A 16,634-nucleotide genomic window follows, 5' to 3' on the forward strand; every position below is an offset into this window, starting at 1 on the left:
AGCGGGGGCTAGAAGAGGAAATAACGCTGCGCCATGGGTAACTCGTCCGAGGGCTCACAGGTGATGGTCTGGCCGTCCACGCGTACCTCGTAGGTTTCCGGGTCCACCTCGAGCTGCGGGGTTTCACCGTTGAAGGGGAGGTCCGCTTTCCGCAGGGATCGAATCCCGTGCACGGGTTCCACCATTTTTCGCAGCCCCAACTGATCGGGCACCCCAGCGTCCACGGCGGCCTGGGACATGAACGTGATCGACGAGGAATACACCGCCGAGCCCAACGCACCAAAGGCGGTGCGCATCAACTGTGGCTGCGGCGTGGGGATCGAGGCGTTCGGATCGCCCATGACCGAACTCGCGATCTGACCGCCCTTGAGAATCAGGGTGGGTTTCACCCCGAAGAACGCGGGGTCCCACAACACCAGATCCGCCAGCTTGCCCACTTCCACGCTGCCCACGTGCTCCGAAATCCCGTGGGTGAGCGCCGGGTTGATCGTGTACTTGGCGATGTAGCGCTTGAGCCGAGCGTTGTCCCCGCGCTCGCTGTCACCGGGGAGCTTGCCGCGCTGCTTCTTCATCTTGTCCGCGACCTGCCATGTCCGTAGCACCACCTCGCCCACCCGACCCATGGCCTGTGAGTCAGAACTGGTGATGGAGAAAACGCCCATGTCCTGCAGGACGTCTTCCGCGGCAATGGTCTCAGGGCGGATCCGAGAGTCCGCGAAGGCCACGTCCTCCGGGATGTCCGGGTTGAGGTGGTGGCACACCATGAGCATGTCCAGGTGCTCTTCCTCGGTGTTGCGCGTGAACGGCAGCGTGGGGTTGGTGGACGCGGGCAACACGTTGGGCATGCCCGCGATCTTGATGATGTCCGGGGCATGCCCGCCGCCCGCGCCCTCCGTGTGGTAGGTGTGGATCACGCGCCCGGCAATGGCGTTGATGGTGTGCTCCACGAACCCGGCCTCGTTGAGGGTGTCCGTGTGGATGGCCACCTGAACGTCGTATTCGTCCGCCACGCGCAGCGAGTTGTCGATCGCCGCCGGCGTGGAACCCCAGTCCTCGTGCACCTTCAGTCCGATCGCCCCGGCCTCGATCTGTTCCGCCAGGGGTTCGACGGCGCTCGCTTCCCCCTTCCCCAGGAAGCCCACGTTCATGGGAAAGTTCTCCACTGCCCGCAGCATGTTGGCCAAGTGCCACGCGCCCGGTGTGACGGTCGTGGCCTTGGTGCCTTCTGCCGGGCCCGTGCCGCCACCGATCATGGTGGTGATCCCGGAATTCAGCGCCGTACCGAACTGGTCAGGGCTGATGAAGTGGATGTGCGAGTCGATCCCGCCCGCGGTGAGGATCTTCCCCTCGCCGGAAATGGCTTCCGTGGCGGGGCCGATCGTGAAGTCCACCCCGTCCATGATGTTGGAGTTCCCGGCCTTGCCGATGGCCATGATGTGGCCGTCCCGCAGGCCGATGTCCGCCTTGTAGATACCGGTGTAATCGAGCACGATCGCGTTGGTGATCACGGTGTCGACCACGGGATGGTCACCGGGAGCGCCGTCGCGCGTGGCCTGGCCGTTCAGTCCCATGCCCTCGCGCATGACCTTGCCGCCACCGAAGATCGTTTCGTCACCGCGGACTGTGTGATCCGCCTCGATTTCCAGGAACAACTCCGTGTCCGCCAGTCGGACGGCATCCCCGGTGGTGGGGCCGTACAACCCGGCGTACTGCTGCCGGGACATCTCGAAACTCATGGGGATCCTTGCCTAGTCGAGGGGGCCGTTGACCGCATTGCGGAAACCGTGGACGGCGCGTGCGCCCGCCATGGTCACCAGGCGCACGGTTTTCTGATCGCCGGGTTCGAAGCGCACGGCGGTGCCGGAGGGAATGTCCAAGTGGAAACCACGAGCGGCCTCGCGGTCGAAGTCCAGCGCCGGATTGGCCTCGTAGAAATGGAAGTGTGAGCCCACCTGCACCGGGCGGTCACCGGTGTTGGTAACCTCCAGTTCCACGGTGGGGCGGTCCGGATTGCACAGGATGGGTTCGTCGGAGAGCAGGTATTCGCCGGGGATCACGGGAGTCCTTATCGGATGGGGTCGTGGACGGTCACGAGCTTGGTGCCGTCCGGGAACGTGGCCTCCACTTGGACGTCGTGGATCATCTCCGGGATGCCCTCCATGACGTCTTCGCGGGTCAGGATGGTGGTGCCCCAGCTCATGAGGTCCGACACCGTGCGGCCGTCACGGGCGCCCTCGAGCAGCTCGTAGCCGATGATCGCCACGGCCTCGGGGTGGTTCAGTTTGAGACCGCGCGCTTGGCGGCGTCGGGCGAGGTCCGCGGCCACGACGATCATGAGTTTCTCGTGCTCGCGCGGTAGCAGGTGCATGGTGGCTCCGTGGTTCATCCGTGGTTCAAGGGTCGAGCGCGGCGAGCTCACGTTGTGAGCTCCACCTACCGTTCGGTTCGATGACCATGTTGTTAGACCCGTGAGTCAGGAAAAGCACCGTTGTGTTTCGTGCGTGTTAAAAGGCGGCCGGTCCTTCAATAGGGGATGCAGCAGCGGGCCCTCCCGATCGGTACGCTGGCCGTGTGGTTGAACAGAGTCAGTGGATGAAACAGGTCGAGGCCAACCCCGGGCACTCACAGTGGTACATCGAGCGGTTCCGGCACATGGCCGCCGCCGGTGACGACATCGTGGGTGAGGCCCGGTTGATCGACGCCATAGTGGACCGCGGCTCCCGGGTTCTGGACGCCGGCTGCGGCCCCGGACGCAACGCGGGTTACCTGCATGCGGTGGGGCACGGCGTCGTCGGCGTGGACGTGGACCCGGCCCTGATCGAGGCCGCGCGCGAGGACTACCCCGGCCCCGACTACGTGGTTTCCGACCTCGCGGAAATGGACCTTCCGGCAAACGGTATTACCGAACCCCTGGACGCGATCCTCTGCGCGGGCAACGTGATGACGTTCCTCGCCCCGAGCACGCGAGTCGAGGTGCTGCGTCGCTTCGCATCCCACTTGGCCGAGGACGGTCGCGCGGTGATCGGCTTCGGCGCGGGCCGCGGCTATCCGTTCCAAGAATTCTTCGACGACGCCGCCGCGGCCGGTCTCCAGCCGCAGCTCCGGTTGTCGACCTGGGACCTGCGTCCGTTCAGTGATGACAGCGAGTTCTTGGTGGCGGTGTTGGGTAAGCGGGCAGGCTGATCTGGCCTTACCCTTACTCCAGACACATTGCTTCCCACCGAATTGAGGAACGGTCATGGCTGTTGGGTTGGCCGCATTACTGGATGATATTGCCGCTCTCGTGAAGTTGTCGGCGGCAAGCGTTGACGACGTCGCTGCGGCGGCCGGTCGCGCGAGCGCGAAGGCCGCGGGCGTCGTCGTGGACGATGCTGCGGTGACCCCGCGCTACGTGCACGGCGTGGATCCCAAGCGGGAACTCCCGATCATCTGGACGATCACCAAGGGTTCGCTGCGCAACAAACTACTCTTCATCCTTCCGGCATTGCTGCTGTTGAGCCAGTTCGCGCCGTTCCTGCTCACGCCCCTGCTGATGCTCGGCGGCACGTACCTGTGCTTCGAAGGTGCGGAAAAGGTCTACGAGCACTTCTCTAAGAAGGACCATGCGCCCGAGGAGCCCGCCACGGAGCGGGGCCCCGAAGCCGAGAAGAAGGTGACGTCCGGCGCGATCCGCACCGACTTCATCCTCAGCGCCGAGATCATGGTGATCGCCCTCAACGAGGTGGCCGCCGAAAGCATCTGGGCGCGCGCCGCGATCCTTATTGTCGTGGCTATCGGAATCACCGTGGCTGTGTACGGCTTTGTCGCGCTGATCGTGAAGATGGACGACATCGGTTTGTCCATGGCCAAGCGTGAATCCGAAGGTGCGCAGAAATTCGGCTTGGCGTTGGTCAAGGCCATGCCGTGGGTGCTGAAGATCATCTCGGTTGTGGGCGTCTTCGCCATGCTGTGGGTGGGCGGCCACATCATCCTGGTGGGTATGGACGAGCTGGGCCTCACCGCTCCCTACGAATGGGTTCACCATCTGGCCGAGCCCGCCCACCACGTCGCCGGCGTCGGTGGTGCGCTCGCGTGGCTAATCGAGACGTTCTTCTCGCTCCTGCTCGGCCTGATCTGGGGCGCCATCATCGTGCTCATCGTGCACCTGCTGCCGTTCGGCAAGAAGGGCCACGGCGACTCGGAGGGCCACAAGGGTTCCGAGAAGCACGCGGATTCGCACGCTGAGGACGCACCCAAGGTCGGCACGACCAACGACGACGCCGCTGGTGCTGGCTCGACTGCCTATCGCGCGGGTTCGGATGGGGAGACTCCCGTGAAGGATTGATCACGCTAATCACCGTGATCATGTAAAAAACTCCACCCAACGCGTGGCCCGTAGAACGAAATGTGAGATTTTTCGTGACAGGGGTCACGCCTTGTGTTTTGATGGGGGCGTTCATCCTGCCTGATTTTCGGAGTCCCCATGCACATCCCCACTGCTTTCGACAGCGGTTCAACGGACATCCTGGCCGCAGCCAACACACCTATCTTGTGGATCTGCGCCCTGGGTGTCTTTGCGGTCATCATCGTTCAGACCCTGATTTACGTCCGTGCGGTCCGGCAGGCCGCACCCGCCGTGGGCATGACATCCGACGAACTCAAGACCTCGTTCCGCGCCGGCGCGGTCTCGGCCATCGGGCCGTCGCTGGCCGTGGTACTCGTGGCGGTTGCGTTGCTGACCGTGTTCGGCACGCCCGCTGTCTTGGTACGCATCGGCCTGATCGGCTCCGTCTCTTACGAAACCGCCGCCGCCAGTATCGCCGCAGGAACATTGGAGGCCGAGCTGGGCGGGCCCACCTACACGCAGAGCGTGTACGCCATGGCATTCATGGCCATGAGCCTGGGCGGCGCCATGTGGATGCTCGCCACACTGATTTTCACGCCCATCCTCAAGCGCGGTGACGCCAAGTTGCGCAGCGTGAATCCGGCCGTGATGACTGTGGTTCCCGGTGCGGCCATGCTTGCCGCGTTCTTCGCCCTCGGTTTCGCCGAGCTGCCCAAGTCCGGATATCACGTGGTCGCGTTCTTCTCCTCGGCGGCCGTGATGGGCGCGTGCCTGTTCCTGGCCAAGCAGCTCAATCTCAAGTGGCTGCGCGAATGGGCCCTGGGCATCGCCATCCTGACGGCCCTCGTGCTGACTTACGTGGCTGTCTCCTCCGGGCTGTTCGCGGCCTGAACCGGTTTCTGAGATCCCAAAGGACTAACTCATGACTACAGTGACCGGCCACGACGCCGCTCTCCAGACTTTCGACCGCACCACCTCCCGGTGGGGTCGCCTCACGATGATCGTGGGACTCATCTTCTCGCTCGCCGGCCCGGTTTATCTGGTGTTTTTCAGCGGTTTGGAAGTGGACCAGACCAAAATCCTCACCGCCTTCCTGGCGATTGCCGGAACGTTTGCGGTGATTTGGATCGTGGAACCGCTGACGTATTACCCGATCCTTGGGCAGGCCTCGATGTATCAGGCCTTCATGATCGGCAACATCTCCAACAAATTGCTGCCCTCCGCGCTGATCGCACAGTCTGCAGTGAACGCCAAGCCGGGTACCCGCCGGGGCGAGCTCGCGGCAGTCATGGCCATCAGCGGCGCCGCCATGGTGCATCTGTTCTCGCTGCTGATCTTCGTGGGCTTCATGGGCACATGGCTCGTGAGCGTGATCCCGCAGAACGTCACCCAGGTGGTGCAGACCTACATTTTGGCTTCTGTGCTGGGTGCCGTGGTCGTCCAGGCCATCGTCTCGCTCAAGCAGCTGCGCGCCACCATCATCGCCATTGTGGTCTCGGCCGCGGTCGTGTTCCTCCTGGTTCCGGCCATTCCGTCGCTGGCGTTCTTCAGCACGGCCATTGCCGTGATCACCACTGCCGTGTTGGCTTGGTTCCTGAGGGAAAAGTCCGCGCGCCTCGTGAAGGATCCCGAGGGCACCGAACCCGCGGAACCCCGTAATCGTTAGGAAGTGCACCTTATGACCAGCCAGTCACTCGAACTCACCGATGACCTCCGGAACCGCATGCATGAGCTCTACCGCGAACTTCACGCGGCCCCGGAGCTGTCCATGCAAGAACACCGCACCGCGGAGTTGATCGAGGAGCGCTTGACCGCGCTGGGAATCGAGAATTTCCGCTGTGGCGGGAGCGGCGTCGTCGGCGCGCTGAAGAACGGGGACGGGCCCGTGGTCGCTTTCCGCGCGGACACGGACGCCCTGCCCCTGGCCGAGGACACCGGCGTGGAGTACGCGAGCACGGCAACGGGCCAGCTTGACGACGGCACCGAGGTGCCCGTGATGCACGCGTGCGGGCACGATACGCACATGTCCGCGGCGCTCGCGGCGGCAGAGATCTTCGCTGGCGCCACGGACGCATGGTCCGGGACCATCGTGTGGATCTTCCAGCCGGGGGAGGAAACTGCGGCCGGCGCCAAGGCAATGCTCGATGACGGGCTGTGGGACAAGGCACCCAAGCCCGAGGTGGTTTACGGCCAGCACGTGATGCCCATTCTGGCGGGAACCATCAACTACTCGGTGGGCGACGCCATGGCCCTGGCGGATTCGTGGAAGATCACGATTCACGGGCAGGGTGCGCACGCGTCGCAGCCGCAGGATTCCACCGATCCCATCGTGTTGGGCGCGCACATGATTACCCGCATCCAAACCGTGGTCTCGCGCGAGATCGACCCGCGCCGGGCCGCGGTGGTCACGATCGCCACGTTCCACGGCGGGTTGAAAGAGAACATCATCCCGGCGTCCGCGGAGTTCACCCTGAACGTGCGCACATTCGATCCGGCGATTCGCGAGAAGGTGTTGGCGTCCTTGCGTCGCATCATTTCTGCGGAAGCTGCCGCATCCGGCGCGCCGGAGCCGACCATGGAGGTTCTCTCGCAATTTCCTCGTAATTACAACAATCCCGAGGCCACCGCTGAGGTGATGGACGAGTTCAAGCGCGAGCTCGGCGAGGATTCCGTGGTCGAGGTGGAGCCGATGATGGGCTCGGAGGACTTCGGCGCTCTGGCCGAGGCGATCGACGTGCCCTCCGTGTTCTGGATGTTCGGCGGCCACCCTGCTGAGGTCATGGAAGGCGACGGGCCCGTTCCCGTGAACCACTCCCCGTTCTTCGCGCCGGTCATGGAGCCCACGCTGTCCACCGGGGTCAAGGCCGCGGTCACCGCGTTGGCCTCGCGGGTGGGGAAGTAGCGTTCCCGCATGTCGACGACGCCGCTCGTCACCTTTCCTGGGCCATGGCCAGATAGCGGGCGCGGGCTTCGGTGTCGTGCTTTTCCAGCGCGTAGCGAAGGGCGGTGCGAGGCAAAGTGGCAGCGTGCTCATTGAGGAACGCGTCGAGGAGGACACGGTTCTTGTTGCCCACTCCGCGCAGCATCCACCCGACCGCTTTGTGCATGAGGTGGTGTGGGTCGGTCTGGAGTTTGGCCGCCAACCTGGGGGCCTGGTCGTGGTGGCCCAAGCGGATCTGACCGAGCGTGGAGACCATGGCCATGCGACGTCGCCAGAGAACGGGGGAGTCTGCTAAGTCGTTGAGAATCGCAGTCGCCTTGTCTGTCGGCTGCACGAGTAGCCAGGGCCCCAACGTGTACGGAACCACTGTGTCCACGAGATCCCAGTTGTTGAGGCGATCAGCCTTGGCCAGAAGCAGTTGGATGACGGCGTCCTTGTCGGCCCGAGCGGGCTTGAACAGCTCAACGAGCAGGATGGTGCCCAGCAGGCGCACCTCGTGAATCTCGTGATCGAGTAGGACAGCGGCGTCGTCCAAGGTGGTTTGCTTCATAGCCTCCCTGGCCAGTGATCGGATGGCGGGAACTCGGACTCCTACGAACTGGTCACCTTCGCCGTAACCGCCGGGCACTGCCTGGAGGTACTTCGCCTTGGCTTGGGCGTCCCGTTCGTTGCCCATGCTGATGAGCGTCTCGATCAGTTTGGCGGGCAGATCGACCGAGGGAGTGTTCACGCAAAGGAGCGTAGCGGTTCCCCAGTTATCTGGAGCCAATTCCGCTTGAAACTTCCCTGTCCGAGCACATGAGAGAGCCGTTAGTGTGGCGTTATGGACGCTCAAATGCCGCACAACATCGAACAGGTTCGCGCCGCGATCGACAACATCGACGCGCAGCTGATCTCACTTCTCGCCGAGCGGCAGTCCTTCGTGACTCGCGCCGGAGAAGTCAAAGCCGGTCAGGGCATTCAGGACGCCCACGACCCTGAACGCGTGGAGTCGATTCTGCGAGCACGCCGCGAACAGGCACTCGATGCAGGCTTGGACCCTGAGGTTGCCGAGCGGATCTGGAAGGAACTCATCGCGGCATTTACCGACTACGAGCAGAACGCCGGGCGCTGAACGCAACTCCCTCCGGATCGTGCAGTCTTCTGCACGGTAAAGCCATCCCTGACTGTGGGCTGCAACCTGATCGACGGTAATGACGAAAAGATCGAAGATCTTGGTCGCAACGTCTATCAGATTACGGTGGCCCAAAAAGGCGGGTCGTAGCGTCAATCAGAGTGCACCCGGGCTCAACCGCGGTCACCACCGGCAACGAAACCGCCCGGCCCACCCGCGCGAGGGAGCGCGAGGTGGGCCGGGCGGCGTCGTCGTGAAGGTCGATCCTAGTGCGCGTGGGGCATGTCGTGACTCGGCAGGTCCTCGGGCTGGCCGGGCTGTTCGGGGCCGACTCGGAACGGGCGCATCATCTCGTTGTCCTCGTGCTCCAGTAGGTGGCAGTGCCACATGTACTGGCCCGGGGTGGTGAAGCGCATGCGCAGCCGGATCATTTCGCCCGGGTAGACGAATACGGTGTCCTTGCGACCGGTTTCACCCGGCAGCAGCGGGGTCTCGGGTCCCATTTCCATGACGCCGGTGTCCCAGTTGTACCAAATCATGCGGCGCTCGAGGATCTCGAAAGCCGTCTCGTGAATGTGGATGGGGTGGGGTACGGGAGCGTCCTGGACCAGGTTGTAGATCTCCCAATCCTCCACGTCACCGGGCTGCGGGTTCTCCGTGACGGGATCACTCCACATGGTGTCCTGGATGTGCATTTTGCCGCCGGGTTCACCGTGCAGCACGCCCAGCATGGTGTGCGAGGCGTACGGCGCGGGATCCTCGTTGACGTTGTGGAAGCTCATGGTCGTGGCCAGGCGCCGCGTACGCACGGGCGCGGGGAGCTTGGGCTGAGGTTTCATCCTCAGATAACGTCCCGGCGTAGACGTGTCGATACCCCAGTACGGAACCACATCGAAGGCCATGACCTTGCCGGTGGTGTTCGGATCCGCCGGCGGGAACACCACGTCGCGCTCTTCGAACGGGTACAGCTTGACCCGCGGTTCCTCACCGTTCTCCGCGGGGCGACCTCCCGGGAAGAACGCATCGGGCCCCACGTTGCGCAGCGTGTAACGACCGGTGCGCACGTTGGTGAAGTCAACGAGCAGCTCGTTGCGCTCGGCCGGGGCCAGAATCACGCGGCCACGGCGCCAGCCCTCGAGCGGCATGATGTTGACCTTCTCGTCCAGGTAACCGCCGTCGTTGGCGACCTGCCACACCTCCACGCCCGGGATGCCCCGGAAATCCAGGTACAGGGTGCGCGAACCACACGCGTTCAGGAATCGCATGCGATAACGACGCCGCTCCACACGTTGGTAGGGCCACGTCTGGCCGTTGACCACCATGGTGTTACCGAAGAACTCGGGCACCCAGTTGGGCGGGATGCCCGGTTCCTCCGGGTAGAAGGGGCCTTCGTAGCCGTCGAAGAACGACCTGGAGGAAGGGTAGAACAGGGAACCGTCGCTGTTGAAAGAACGATCTTGGATGGCCAGGGCGAGGTCCGCGCCGGGATTCGAGCGGTTCTGGCCGTACACGTTGCTGGGGCCGGCTGGCGCTCGGGCGGTTCGTCCGGTACGGGAATCCAGCACGTCGTACTCAAGCCCGCGCATCAGGTAGAAGCTCGCGGCCCCGGCGTAGACGGTGAGCCGGGTGAGACCCAACGCGTGATGGTGGAACCACAGGCTGGTGGCGCGGTTGGTGTTGGGGTAGGTCACGGTCTGGTGGCCATCGCCCCAGTCCACCCCGGTCTCTCTGCGGTGCTCTTCCTTCAGGAAGTCCCACCACCGGCCGTGCTTGGCATGACCCGCGGGAATGTTGTTGGCGCGCGGTAGGTACCAGGCTTCCGAGTAACCATCGGAGTGATCCTTGACCGCCAACGCACCGTGCAAGTGAGTGATGATCGGGACCGGGCCGGTGCAGTCCGTGTACTGGGTTTCCGGATCCGTGTACTTGTCCGGGGTGACATAGCGGCGGCCCTCGAGCATGGGCTTGATGTCCGTGCTGACTAACCCTTCGTGGCCGGGCTCCTGTGGCACGTTGGCTCAGTGCAGGGAACGGTCGACGGCAAAGAGGTGCGGCAGGTAGCGACCATTACGATCGACCAGTTCATTGGTCCACTTGATCTGCACGGGCCGGTTCTGCAGCGCCGAAATGCTCAACCCAGGAGAAGTGAATGCGGAGTCCGACCCGCCTGTGGGCCCGTAGGCCCACACCGTGGTCTTGGGCATTCCCCACGGAAGCATCTGCTGTGTCGTTTGTTTCATCGACATCTCGTAGTAATCGGCTGTTCCATAGGGCGTGGAACGGGTGCCCTTACGAGGCAGGATCTGCGGAACCGTCAACCGGTTCACGAACTGCCGGATGTTCGTGGCGGGTAGGCTGCCGCCCGGAATCTCCGCGCCCACCGCCTCCGGCATACCGTTGGCGCCATTCACGTAAAGCGCCAAACCACCGGCCGCGGTGGATTTGAAGAACAAGCGACGAGACAATTCCATGAGAAAGGCCCTCCCCAATCAGTGCTGTAGTTTCTCCCCCAGAAATGGCAACGGATCAAGCTGCCTTCATGAATTTTAGGGTCTGGAGGACACAGAGAGCAGGGCCGAGGTGAGCGCACATGTGGCCACAAAATGAGGGTGGCCAGGGGCTTTGAACTGTGCAGTCTGGACGATTCAACGAGGAGATTCCAATGTCGAAGAGCATCGCGACGAACTCAGAGTGGGAGATCAGCGAGTTCGACGTCCCCGGCTACCTGCGTGCCCTCGACGTCACCCCGGGGCCGCCGAGTTTAGTCCTTCTTGAGACGCTGCACCGCGCCCACGCGTTCACCTTTCCGTTCAGCAACGTGGAGGTGTTACTCGGCAATCATCCGGGCGTGAAGCCTGAGGCCGTGGGTGCCCAACTGGTCGAGCGGCGTCGTGGGGGCTACTGCTTCGAGCATTCCCAGCTGTTCGCCGCGGCACTGGAATCGCTGGGGTTCACGGTGCCGCGCGCACTCGGCCGCGTGCGCGCCTTGGAGAGCCCGCGCACGCACATGACGGTGCTCGTGGACGTCGACGGCGTTCGCTACCTGTGCGACCCCGGGTTCGGTTTCAGTGTGACCGGCCCGATTCCACTGGCGGAGGGGAGTGTGCGCCATGAAGGGGATCGTGAATTCTCAATCGCGCGGATTCAGGACGAGGGCTGGCCGCTCTGGGCCTTTCAGCGAGACGGCGAGATGGAGCACGTGCTGGACGAATCCACCGTGCACGCGGGGGACGTGCGCATGGGGCACCTGAAAACCTCCACGGACCCGGAATCGGTGTTCCTCAACCATCTGATGGTCATGAAGCACACGCCGGAGGGGCACGTGACGGTCACCGAAACGGGAACCACTGTGCGGGTGCCCGGGGCGCCCACGGTGCAGCACTCGTTGGAGCCGGAACAGGTGGTCGAGAAAGTGCGTGCCTTGGGAGTGAGAATCACGGATCAGGAAGCGGAGCGCTTGAGCGGGATCGTGGTCCAACTCCGTTACTGAAGGCCACCGGGCAGGCTACTGAGCGCCGTCGTCGAGCATGGGAACGGCCCCGCCCGTCACGCCGAGTGGCGCGTCGAACGGGGCCGTGTCTGTGAATCAGCGATAACTCACGGCGCTGAAATCACTGCCTGAGTCAGCGTTCGCGATCTTGGCTGAAGACACCCTTGGTCCGGGAAATCCGGTAGTCGATGCGGTTGTCCACGTACTCCTCGAACTCGGGACTGTGCGTGATGTCGCCGGTGATGCCTTGGCGCACCTCGCTGAGCGCGAGTTCGCGGCGGCGTGCCTCGAGCTCGCGGGTGTCCTTGGAGAGTACGCGCACGGTGGCCACGCACATCAGGATCATGACCACGCTGAACGGAAGCGCGGTGATCAAAGAACCCGCTTGAAGCGCCGTCAGACCGCCCGCGAGGAGCAGGCCGATGGCCAGCAGGCCCTCGACAATGGCCCACAGAGCACGGGACCACGACGGCGGGTTCGGGTGGCCACCCGAGGCCAGCATGTCCACGACCAACGATCCGGAGTCGGACGAGGTGATGAAGAAGATGGCCACCAGCAGGATGGCTGCCACGGAGAGAATCGAACCCAGCGGCAGATCGGAGAGGACCTGGAACAGGGCCGCCTCCGCGCCAACGGAACCGTCCTGCACCATGTCGCCTTCGCCGAAGAACTGGCGGAACAAACCGGAACCGCCCATGACGGCGAACCAGAGGAAGCCCACCAGGGTGGGGACCAGGAGTACACCGGCAATGAACTGACGAACGGTGCGGCCTCGCGATATGCGGGCGATGAACACACCCACGAACGGGGACCAAGCGATCCACCAGCCCCAGTAGAAGAGGGTCCAGCTGGAGTACCAGGACGTGGCATCTTCGGTACGCGTGTAGGCGCCCACGTCAAAGGTCATGTTCATGATGTTGGCCAGGTAGGTGCCCAGGGACTGGACGAAGTTGTCCAGCAAGAACACCGTGGGGCCGAGCAGGAGAACCGCGATCAGAAGGATTCCTGCCAACGACAGGTTCGCGTTGGAGAGCCAACGGATGCCCTTGCCCAGACCGGACAGAACGGAAATCAGGGCCAAGAATGTGATCACGATGATCAGGATGACCAACAGGGTGTTGTCCACACTGTCCACGATTCCGATGGACTGCATGCCCGTGGAGATCTGCTGAACACCCAGGCCCAGCGAAGTGGCCACGCCAAAGACGGTGCCGAAGATCGCCAAGATATCAATGACGTCGCCGATCCAGCCCTTGACCCGATCGCCGAAAACGGGCTCGAGTGCCCAGCGGATGGAGACGGGGCGGCCACGGCGGTGCACTGCGTAGGCGATGGAGAGGCCGACCACGGCGTACACGGACCAGGGGTGCAAGCCCCAGTGCACGAAGGTCTGGGCCATGGCCATGCCTTGCAGCTCAGACTCGGAGAGATTCTCGAAGCCCGGTTTCTGGCTCACCGTGGCGTACATGAGCGGTTCGCCCACGCCGTAGAACACCAGGCCGATGCCCATGCCCGCGGCGAAAAGCATGGCGAACCAGGAGAAGAGCCCGAACTCCGGTTTATCCGTGTCACGGCCCAGCTTCACCTTGCCGAATCGGGAGAATCCCAAGATCAGGGTGAACGCCACGAAACCGCCGATGACCAGCATGTAGTACCAACCGAAGTTGGTGACGATCCAGCTCTGAGTGCCTTCAAAAACCTCGCCGGTGAAGTCGGGTGCGAGCACACCCAGCAGGCCCACGGCAACGATAATCAGAAGTGACGGCCAGAAGACGGCCGGCGCTATGCCACCTTTACCAATGCGTACACCCTGCGCACGAAGCTTTTCGGTGATCTCGCGGTCGCTGTCCTGGTCATCGACTCGCTTGCCCTTGGGGGCGCGCAGTTCTTCAGCGGAAGGCCCGGAGTCCTGTTCCGGGTGGTCCACGGAGCTAGATTCGGGGCTCGAGGAGGCAGGGCCCCCGTCCCCTGAATGCAATGTCGTCTTGTTTTCTGGTGGAGTCATCAATTTCCCTCAAAGTCGGTGCTGAGTCTGGATCGAACGGCATTACCCGTCTTTCAGGATGGCCCCGAGCCTTGAAACTTTCAAGTCGCTGGGAATTGGTGGGCTACTGCCTGATGGTGCGGCGGCTAGGAAAAGACATCCAACCGGTAGAGCGATGTGAACAGAAACACCGGAGCGGTGAGAAAAGCCGTGATAGCCAAACACAACCCCGAGGTGGCGGCATCCCACCACTGAATGGCGAGCGAATTCTCGGATATGGCCCCGGATCGACCACGCACGAACATGCCCCGCGCCTTGTTCGCAGCAGCTGTCATGGCCTGACGCTTAACGCCGCGCGGTGTGCGGTGCACATCGAATGAGGCGGCGAGCAGGAAGGTCAAAAGGCCGCCGGTGAGGGCAATGGTCAACACCAGAGGCAGGGTGCCGGTGATGCTCGTGGCGAATGCCTCCAGCGTATTTTCGGGTTTTGACGAGGCTTGCTGAATCTCAATGCTCACCAACGCGCCCAGGTACGCGGCCACACCCACCATCAGGCCCTTCCACGTGGTCAGCAGGATCTGATAAATGAACTTGGTGAGAATTCGGCTCTCGCGAAACGGCTTGGGCGGCGGCAGTACCGCGCTGATCAGGATAAACGCGATCAACAGCACGAATAGCGCGGCGGAAACCCAGAGCAGAGCAACCTCTGCGTTGAAAACCACCCACAGCAATATGGCTACCAGGGCAACCAGTATGGGTAAACCACGATTGGGGCTGATCAGGAAGCGGAGCGCGCGGGGGAGGGGAGCCACGGGACAACTATAAGTCGCGAACAATTCCTGTCCTGGTTATCCCGTGAATCGGTCGCTGCCGCTCAGAGTCAGCCGTAGGTCGGGTATTGCGGCCAGCCCTCGGGGCTGTCCTCCCAGTCTTGCTGTCGTCCGTAAATCGTGCGGTCCATGATGTGGGCGGTGGGCAGGATGGCTTCCGTGCCGCGCGCCGTCGTCATGTAGGTCAGGTACGGCACGCTGTCCTTGAGGAGGTAGTACGAATACCCGGGTAGTTGCCCTTCCTCGCCCTGGTCATTCGTGCGGGTCCAGCCCCAGTCATAGTGGTAGCTGGTGTCATGCGAGGAGACCCACAGGTGCGGCCAGCCGTTCTTTTCTCGCCAGGCCTCGAGCTTGTCGATGGGCGCCTGGGAGATCAGCGCGAACGCGATCCCGTTCTCCGTCAGCCGGCCCATGTTGGCCGGCAGGTTGTCCACGGCCCACGTGCAACTCGGGCAGCCGGCCTCCCATTCGGGGCCGAACATCACGTTTTGCACGAGTAGCAGGTAGTGCTCACCGAACAAGTCGGTCAGCTTCACGGGCCCGTCCGGGCCCTCGAACGTATAGTTCTCGACCTCGACCATCGGTAGCCGACGCCGCTCGGCCGAGACCCGATCGTTGTGTCGCGTCACTTCCTTCTCGCGGGCGACTTGTTGCGCGAGTGCGGCGTCGAAAGCGTCCCGGCCCACCACTGGAGGCGCGGCATCGGGCTGGTTCAGTTTGGGTTGGGCGGCAAGGCGTTCCGGGTCTTCGCGGTTCATGACCGATCTCCTGAAGAGGTGTTTCGGCTGTTCTTGCTACGACTCAGTCAACGCCTGATGAGCTTTGAATGGAAGAGGTCGCTGGCCGGGGGCAGCAATCCACGCCGTCGAAATTTGGGACGTGCAGTGCGGGACGCGCCGGCCCTTGTCAGGTGACGACGCGTCCCGCGATCCACGGTCTCATTTCAGTGAATCAGATCCCCGCGGTCTGTCTGATCCAGTCCCGGTGGGCGGCCACGTTGGAGTAGTTCGAGCCCGAGTTGATGTTCGCGCCGGGATCGGGCGTATCGCCGGTGGAGCAGACACCCACTACCTGGCCATTGATGATGAGCGGACCACTTGAGTCGCCCCGGTTGGCTGCACCCGTGATGCCGCGAATGTTGCTTGCGGGGCCACCGTGGAGGTCGCGGCTGGGGCCGGTGACTAGTACGTCCGCTTGGAACAAACCGGTGGACGGCGTCGAATTGGCGCGCAGTCCGTAGCCCTGAACCGTTCCTTGCTGTCCGCGCTGCGGAATGGTGCTGTCGGTGAGGTCCATGGTCTCGCCCACGTTCACCGGTTGGGACAAGCGCACCAGGCCGACGTCGCCGCGCGGCGAGTTCGCGAGTTGCGCCGCACGCACGGGCTGGCCCGGGTTCTGAGTGGAGTTGGACGTGAACACGTTCATGTTGCTCGCGTCTTCGGTGCAGTGCCGGGCGGTCAGGACCCATTCCTCACTGATGAGCGAGCCCGAGCAGCCATACTGGCCGCCGTTCTGTGTGAACTTGAGTTGGACCACCGCGCGGTTCTGCGCGGGTTCACCGCCCACGATGTACTCGTTGGTTTCTTCCGCCGCGGGTGCGGCCTGCGCCGTCATCGGTGTGGCCAGTGCGGCGGATGCGAATAACGCGATGCCGATCTTCTGGAAAAGGGAGGTTTTCATGTCGATAGCTCCTTCTCGTGTAGGTGGGGATGCCAACCCCCTGATCTGAGCGAGACTCAAACTACACAGGAAGAACGTGTCTGACTAGGAGCGATGCCTAGATCGACCAGGTTTCGATTCGATTAGCGGACTAAGTAAGAGGGTTACGATTTAATAACGACCGGAAAGTCAAGGGTTCTATCACTCGATAGATGTAAGACGAACGTGATGTCCATACTTCCTCGAACTGACGTGCCAGAGGTTGAACCGGAGCTCGCACAACATGGAAATT

17 protein-coding genes are annotated in these 16,634 nt (G+C 63.1%); 7 read left to right on the forward strand and 10 right to left on the reverse strand.

Annotated features, from left to right (window positions below; genetic code table 11):
• Positions 1–8: 8 nt before the first annotated feature.
• From ureC to ABD283_RS03435, 3 genes are read right to left on the reverse strand one after another with little or no spacing between them, the layout of a single operon-like run.
• Entirely contained in the window at positions 9–1,736 is a 1,728-nt protein-coding gene (gene ureC, locus ABD283_RS03425) for an urease subunit alpha (protein ID WP_344223619.1), read from the reverse strand.
• 12 nt (positions 1,737–1,748) lie between these two features.
• Positions 1,749–2,057, reverse strand: coding sequence for an urease subunit beta (locus ABD283_RS03430; protein WP_344223620.1), 309 nt, complete (start codon positions 2,055–2,057; stop codon positions 1,749–1,751).
• An 8-nt stretch (positions 2,058–2,065) separates the two neighbouring features.
• Positions 2,066–2,368, reverse strand: coding sequence for an urease subunit gamma (locus ABD283_RS03435; protein WP_344223722.1), 303 nt, complete (start codon positions 2,366–2,368; stop codon positions 2,066–2,068).
• A gap of 224 nt (positions 2,369–2,592) precedes the next feature.
• Between ABD283_RS03435 and ABD283_RS03440 the strand changes: the two genes are divergently transcribed.
• The 5 genes from ABD283_RS03440 (at position 2,593) to ABD283_RS03460 (ending at position 7,226) form a co-directional block, all read left to right on the forward strand.
• Positions 2,593–3,183 (forward strand): class I SAM-dependent methyltransferase, encoded by a 591-nt coding sequence (locus ABD283_RS03440; RefSeq protein WP_344223621.1) that lies wholly within the window; start codon positions 2,593–2,595, stop codon positions 3,181–3,183.
• A 55-nt stretch (positions 3,184–3,238) separates the two neighbouring features.
• The gene (locus ABD283_RS03445) at positions 3,239–4,324 is read left to right on the forward strand and encodes a DUF808 domain-containing protein (RefSeq protein ID WP_344223622.1); all 1,086 of its coding nucleotides are present in this window, start codon (positions 3,239–3,241) and stop codon (positions 4,322–4,324) included.
• A 138-nt stretch (positions 4,325–4,462) separates the two neighbouring features.
• Complete coding sequence (locus tag ABD283_RS03450) at positions 4,463–5,215, forward strand: DUF5058 family protein (protein ID WP_095798627.1); 753 nt, start codon at positions 4,463–4,465, stop codon at positions 5,213–5,215.
• A gap of 31 nt (positions 5,216–5,246) precedes the next feature.
• Positions 5,247–5,990 (forward strand): hypothetical protein, encoded by a 744-nt coding sequence (locus ABD283_RS03455; protein ID WP_344223623.1) that lies wholly within the window; start codon positions 5,247–5,249, stop codon positions 5,988–5,990.
• Between the two features lie 12 nt (positions 5,991–6,002).
• Complete coding sequence (locus ABD283_RS03460; RefSeq protein WP_344223624.1) at positions 6,003–7,226, forward strand: amidohydrolase; 1,224 nt, start codon at positions 6,003–6,005, stop codon at positions 7,224–7,226.
• 28 nt (positions 7,227–7,254) lie between these two features.
• On the opposite strand, the gene ABD283_RS03465 is transcribed toward ABD283_RS03460, so the two are convergent.
• A complete protein-coding gene (locus ABD283_RS03465; protein WP_344223625.1) occupies positions 7,255–7,995 on the reverse strand; it encodes a DNA alkylation repair protein in 741 nt (246 codons plus the stop codon).
• A gap of 93 nt (positions 7,996–8,088) precedes the next feature.
• Between ABD283_RS03465 and ABD283_RS03470 the strand changes: the two genes are divergently transcribed.
• Positions 8,089–8,379 (forward strand): chorismate mutase, encoded by a 291-nt coding sequence (locus tag ABD283_RS03470; RefSeq protein ID WP_344223626.1) that lies wholly within the window; start codon positions 8,089–8,091, stop codon positions 8,377–8,379.
• A 266-nt stretch (positions 8,380–8,645) separates the two neighbouring features.
• On the opposite strand, the gene ABD283_RS03475 is transcribed toward ABD283_RS03470, so the two are convergent.
• Entirely contained in the window at positions 8,646–10,391 is a 1,746-nt protein-coding gene (locus ABD283_RS03475) for a multicopper oxidase family protein (protein ID WP_344223627.1), read from the reverse strand.
• A 6-nt stretch (positions 10,392–10,397) separates the two neighbouring features.
• On the reverse strand, positions 10,398–10,850 hold the full coding sequence (locus ABD283_RS03480; protein WP_344223628.1) for a cupredoxin domain-containing protein: 453 nt from the start codon (positions 10,848–10,850) through the stop codon (positions 10,398–10,400).
• Between the two features lie 191 nt (positions 10,851–11,041).
• On the opposite strand from ABD283_RS03480, the gene ABD283_RS03485 reads away from it, so the two are divergent.
• Entirely contained in the window at positions 11,042–11,869 is an 828-nt protein-coding gene (locus ABD283_RS03485) for an arylamine N-acetyltransferase family protein (protein ID WP_344223629.1), read from the forward strand.
• A gap of 133 nt (positions 11,870–12,002) precedes the next feature.
• Here ABD283_RS03485 and ABD283_RS03490 read toward each other — a convergent pair whose 3' ends face one another.
• The 4 genes from ABD283_RS03490 to ABD283_RS03505 all read right to left on the reverse strand — a co-directional run bounded on the left by ABD283_RS03490 (position 12,003) and on the right by ABD283_RS03505 (position 16,363).
• Positions 12,003–13,874, reverse strand: coding sequence for a BCCT family transporter (locus ABD283_RS03490; protein WP_344223630.1), 1,872 nt, complete (start codon positions 13,872–13,874; stop codon positions 12,003–12,005).
• 125 nt (positions 13,875–13,999) lie between these two features.
• Positions 14,000–14,665 (reverse strand): hypothetical protein, encoded by a 666-nt coding sequence (locus ABD283_RS03495; RefSeq protein WP_344223631.1) that lies wholly within the window; start codon positions 14,663–14,665, stop codon positions 14,000–14,002.
• Positions 14,666–14,733: 68 nt separating this feature from the next.
• Entirely contained in the window at positions 14,734–15,441 is a 708-nt protein-coding gene (locus ABD283_RS03500) for a DUF899 family protein (RefSeq protein ID WP_344223632.1), read from the reverse strand.
• 193 nt (positions 15,442–15,634) lie between these two features.
• Positions 15,635–16,363 (reverse strand): S1 family peptidase, encoded by a 729-nt coding sequence (locus tag ABD283_RS03505; protein ID WP_344223633.1) that lies wholly within the window; start codon positions 16,361–16,363, stop codon positions 15,635–15,637.
• Positions 16,364–16,634: the final 271 nt, after the last annotated feature.

It is taken from the genome of Kocuria atrinae, from assembly GCF_039531425.1.
Taxonomy (GTDB): Bacteria; Actinomycetota; Actinomycetes; order Actinomycetales; family Micrococcaceae; genus Kocuria; species Kocuria atrinae.

Excerpts from the sequence above, each read along its gene's own strand:
- ureC (WP_344223619.1), bottom strand. The coding sequence starts at position 1,736 with ATGAGTTTCGAGATGTCCCGGCAGCAGTACGCCGGGTTGTACGGCCCC.
- ABD283_RS03435 (WP_344223722.1), bottom strand. The coding sequence starts at position 2,368 with ATGCACCTGCTACCGCGCGAGCACGAGAAACTCATGATCGTCGTGGCC.
- ABD283_RS03440 (WP_344223621.1), top strand. The coding sequence starts at position 2,593 with ATGAAACAGGTCGAGGCCAACCCCGGGCACTCACAGTGGTACATCGAG.
- ABD283_RS03445 (WP_344223622.1), top strand. The coding sequence starts at position 3,239 with ATGGCTGTTGGGTTGGCCGCATTACTGGATGATATTGCCGCTCTCGTG.
- ABD283_RS03450 (WP_095798627.1), top strand. The coding sequence starts at position 4,463 with ATGCACATCCCCACTGCTTTCGACAGCGGTTCAACGGACATCCTGGCC.
- ABD283_RS03455 (WP_344223623.1), top strand. The coding sequence starts at position 5,247 with ATGACTACAGTGACCGGCCACGACGCCGCTCTCCAGACTTTCGACCGC.
- ABD283_RS03460 (WP_344223624.1), top strand. The coding sequence starts at position 6,003 with ATGACCAGCCAGTCACTCGAACTCACCGATGACCTCCGGAACCGCATG.
- ABD283_RS03470 (WP_344223626.1), top strand. The coding sequence starts at position 8,089 with ATGGACGCTCAAATGCCGCACAACATCGAACAGGTTCGCGCCGCGATC.
- ABD283_RS03480 (WP_344223628.1), bottom strand. The coding sequence starts at position 10,850 with ATGGAATTGTCTCGTCGCTTGTTCTTCAAATCCACCGCGGCCGGTGGT.
- ABD283_RS03485 (WP_344223629.1), top strand. The coding sequence starts at position 11,042 with ATGTCGAAGAGCATCGCGACGAACTCAGAGTGGGAGATCAGCGAGTTC.
- ABD283_RS03490 (WP_344223630.1), bottom strand. The coding sequence starts at position 13,874 with ATGACTCCACCAGAAAACAAGACGACATTGCATTCAGGGGACGGGGGC.
- ABD283_RS03500 (WP_344223632.1), bottom strand. The coding sequence starts at position 15,441 with ATGAACCGCGAAGACCCGGAACGCCTTGCCGCCCAACCCAAACTGAAC.
- ABD283_RS03505 (WP_344223633.1), bottom strand. The coding sequence starts at position 16,363 with ATGAAAACCTCCCTTTTCCAGAAGATCGGCATCGCGTTATTCGCATCC.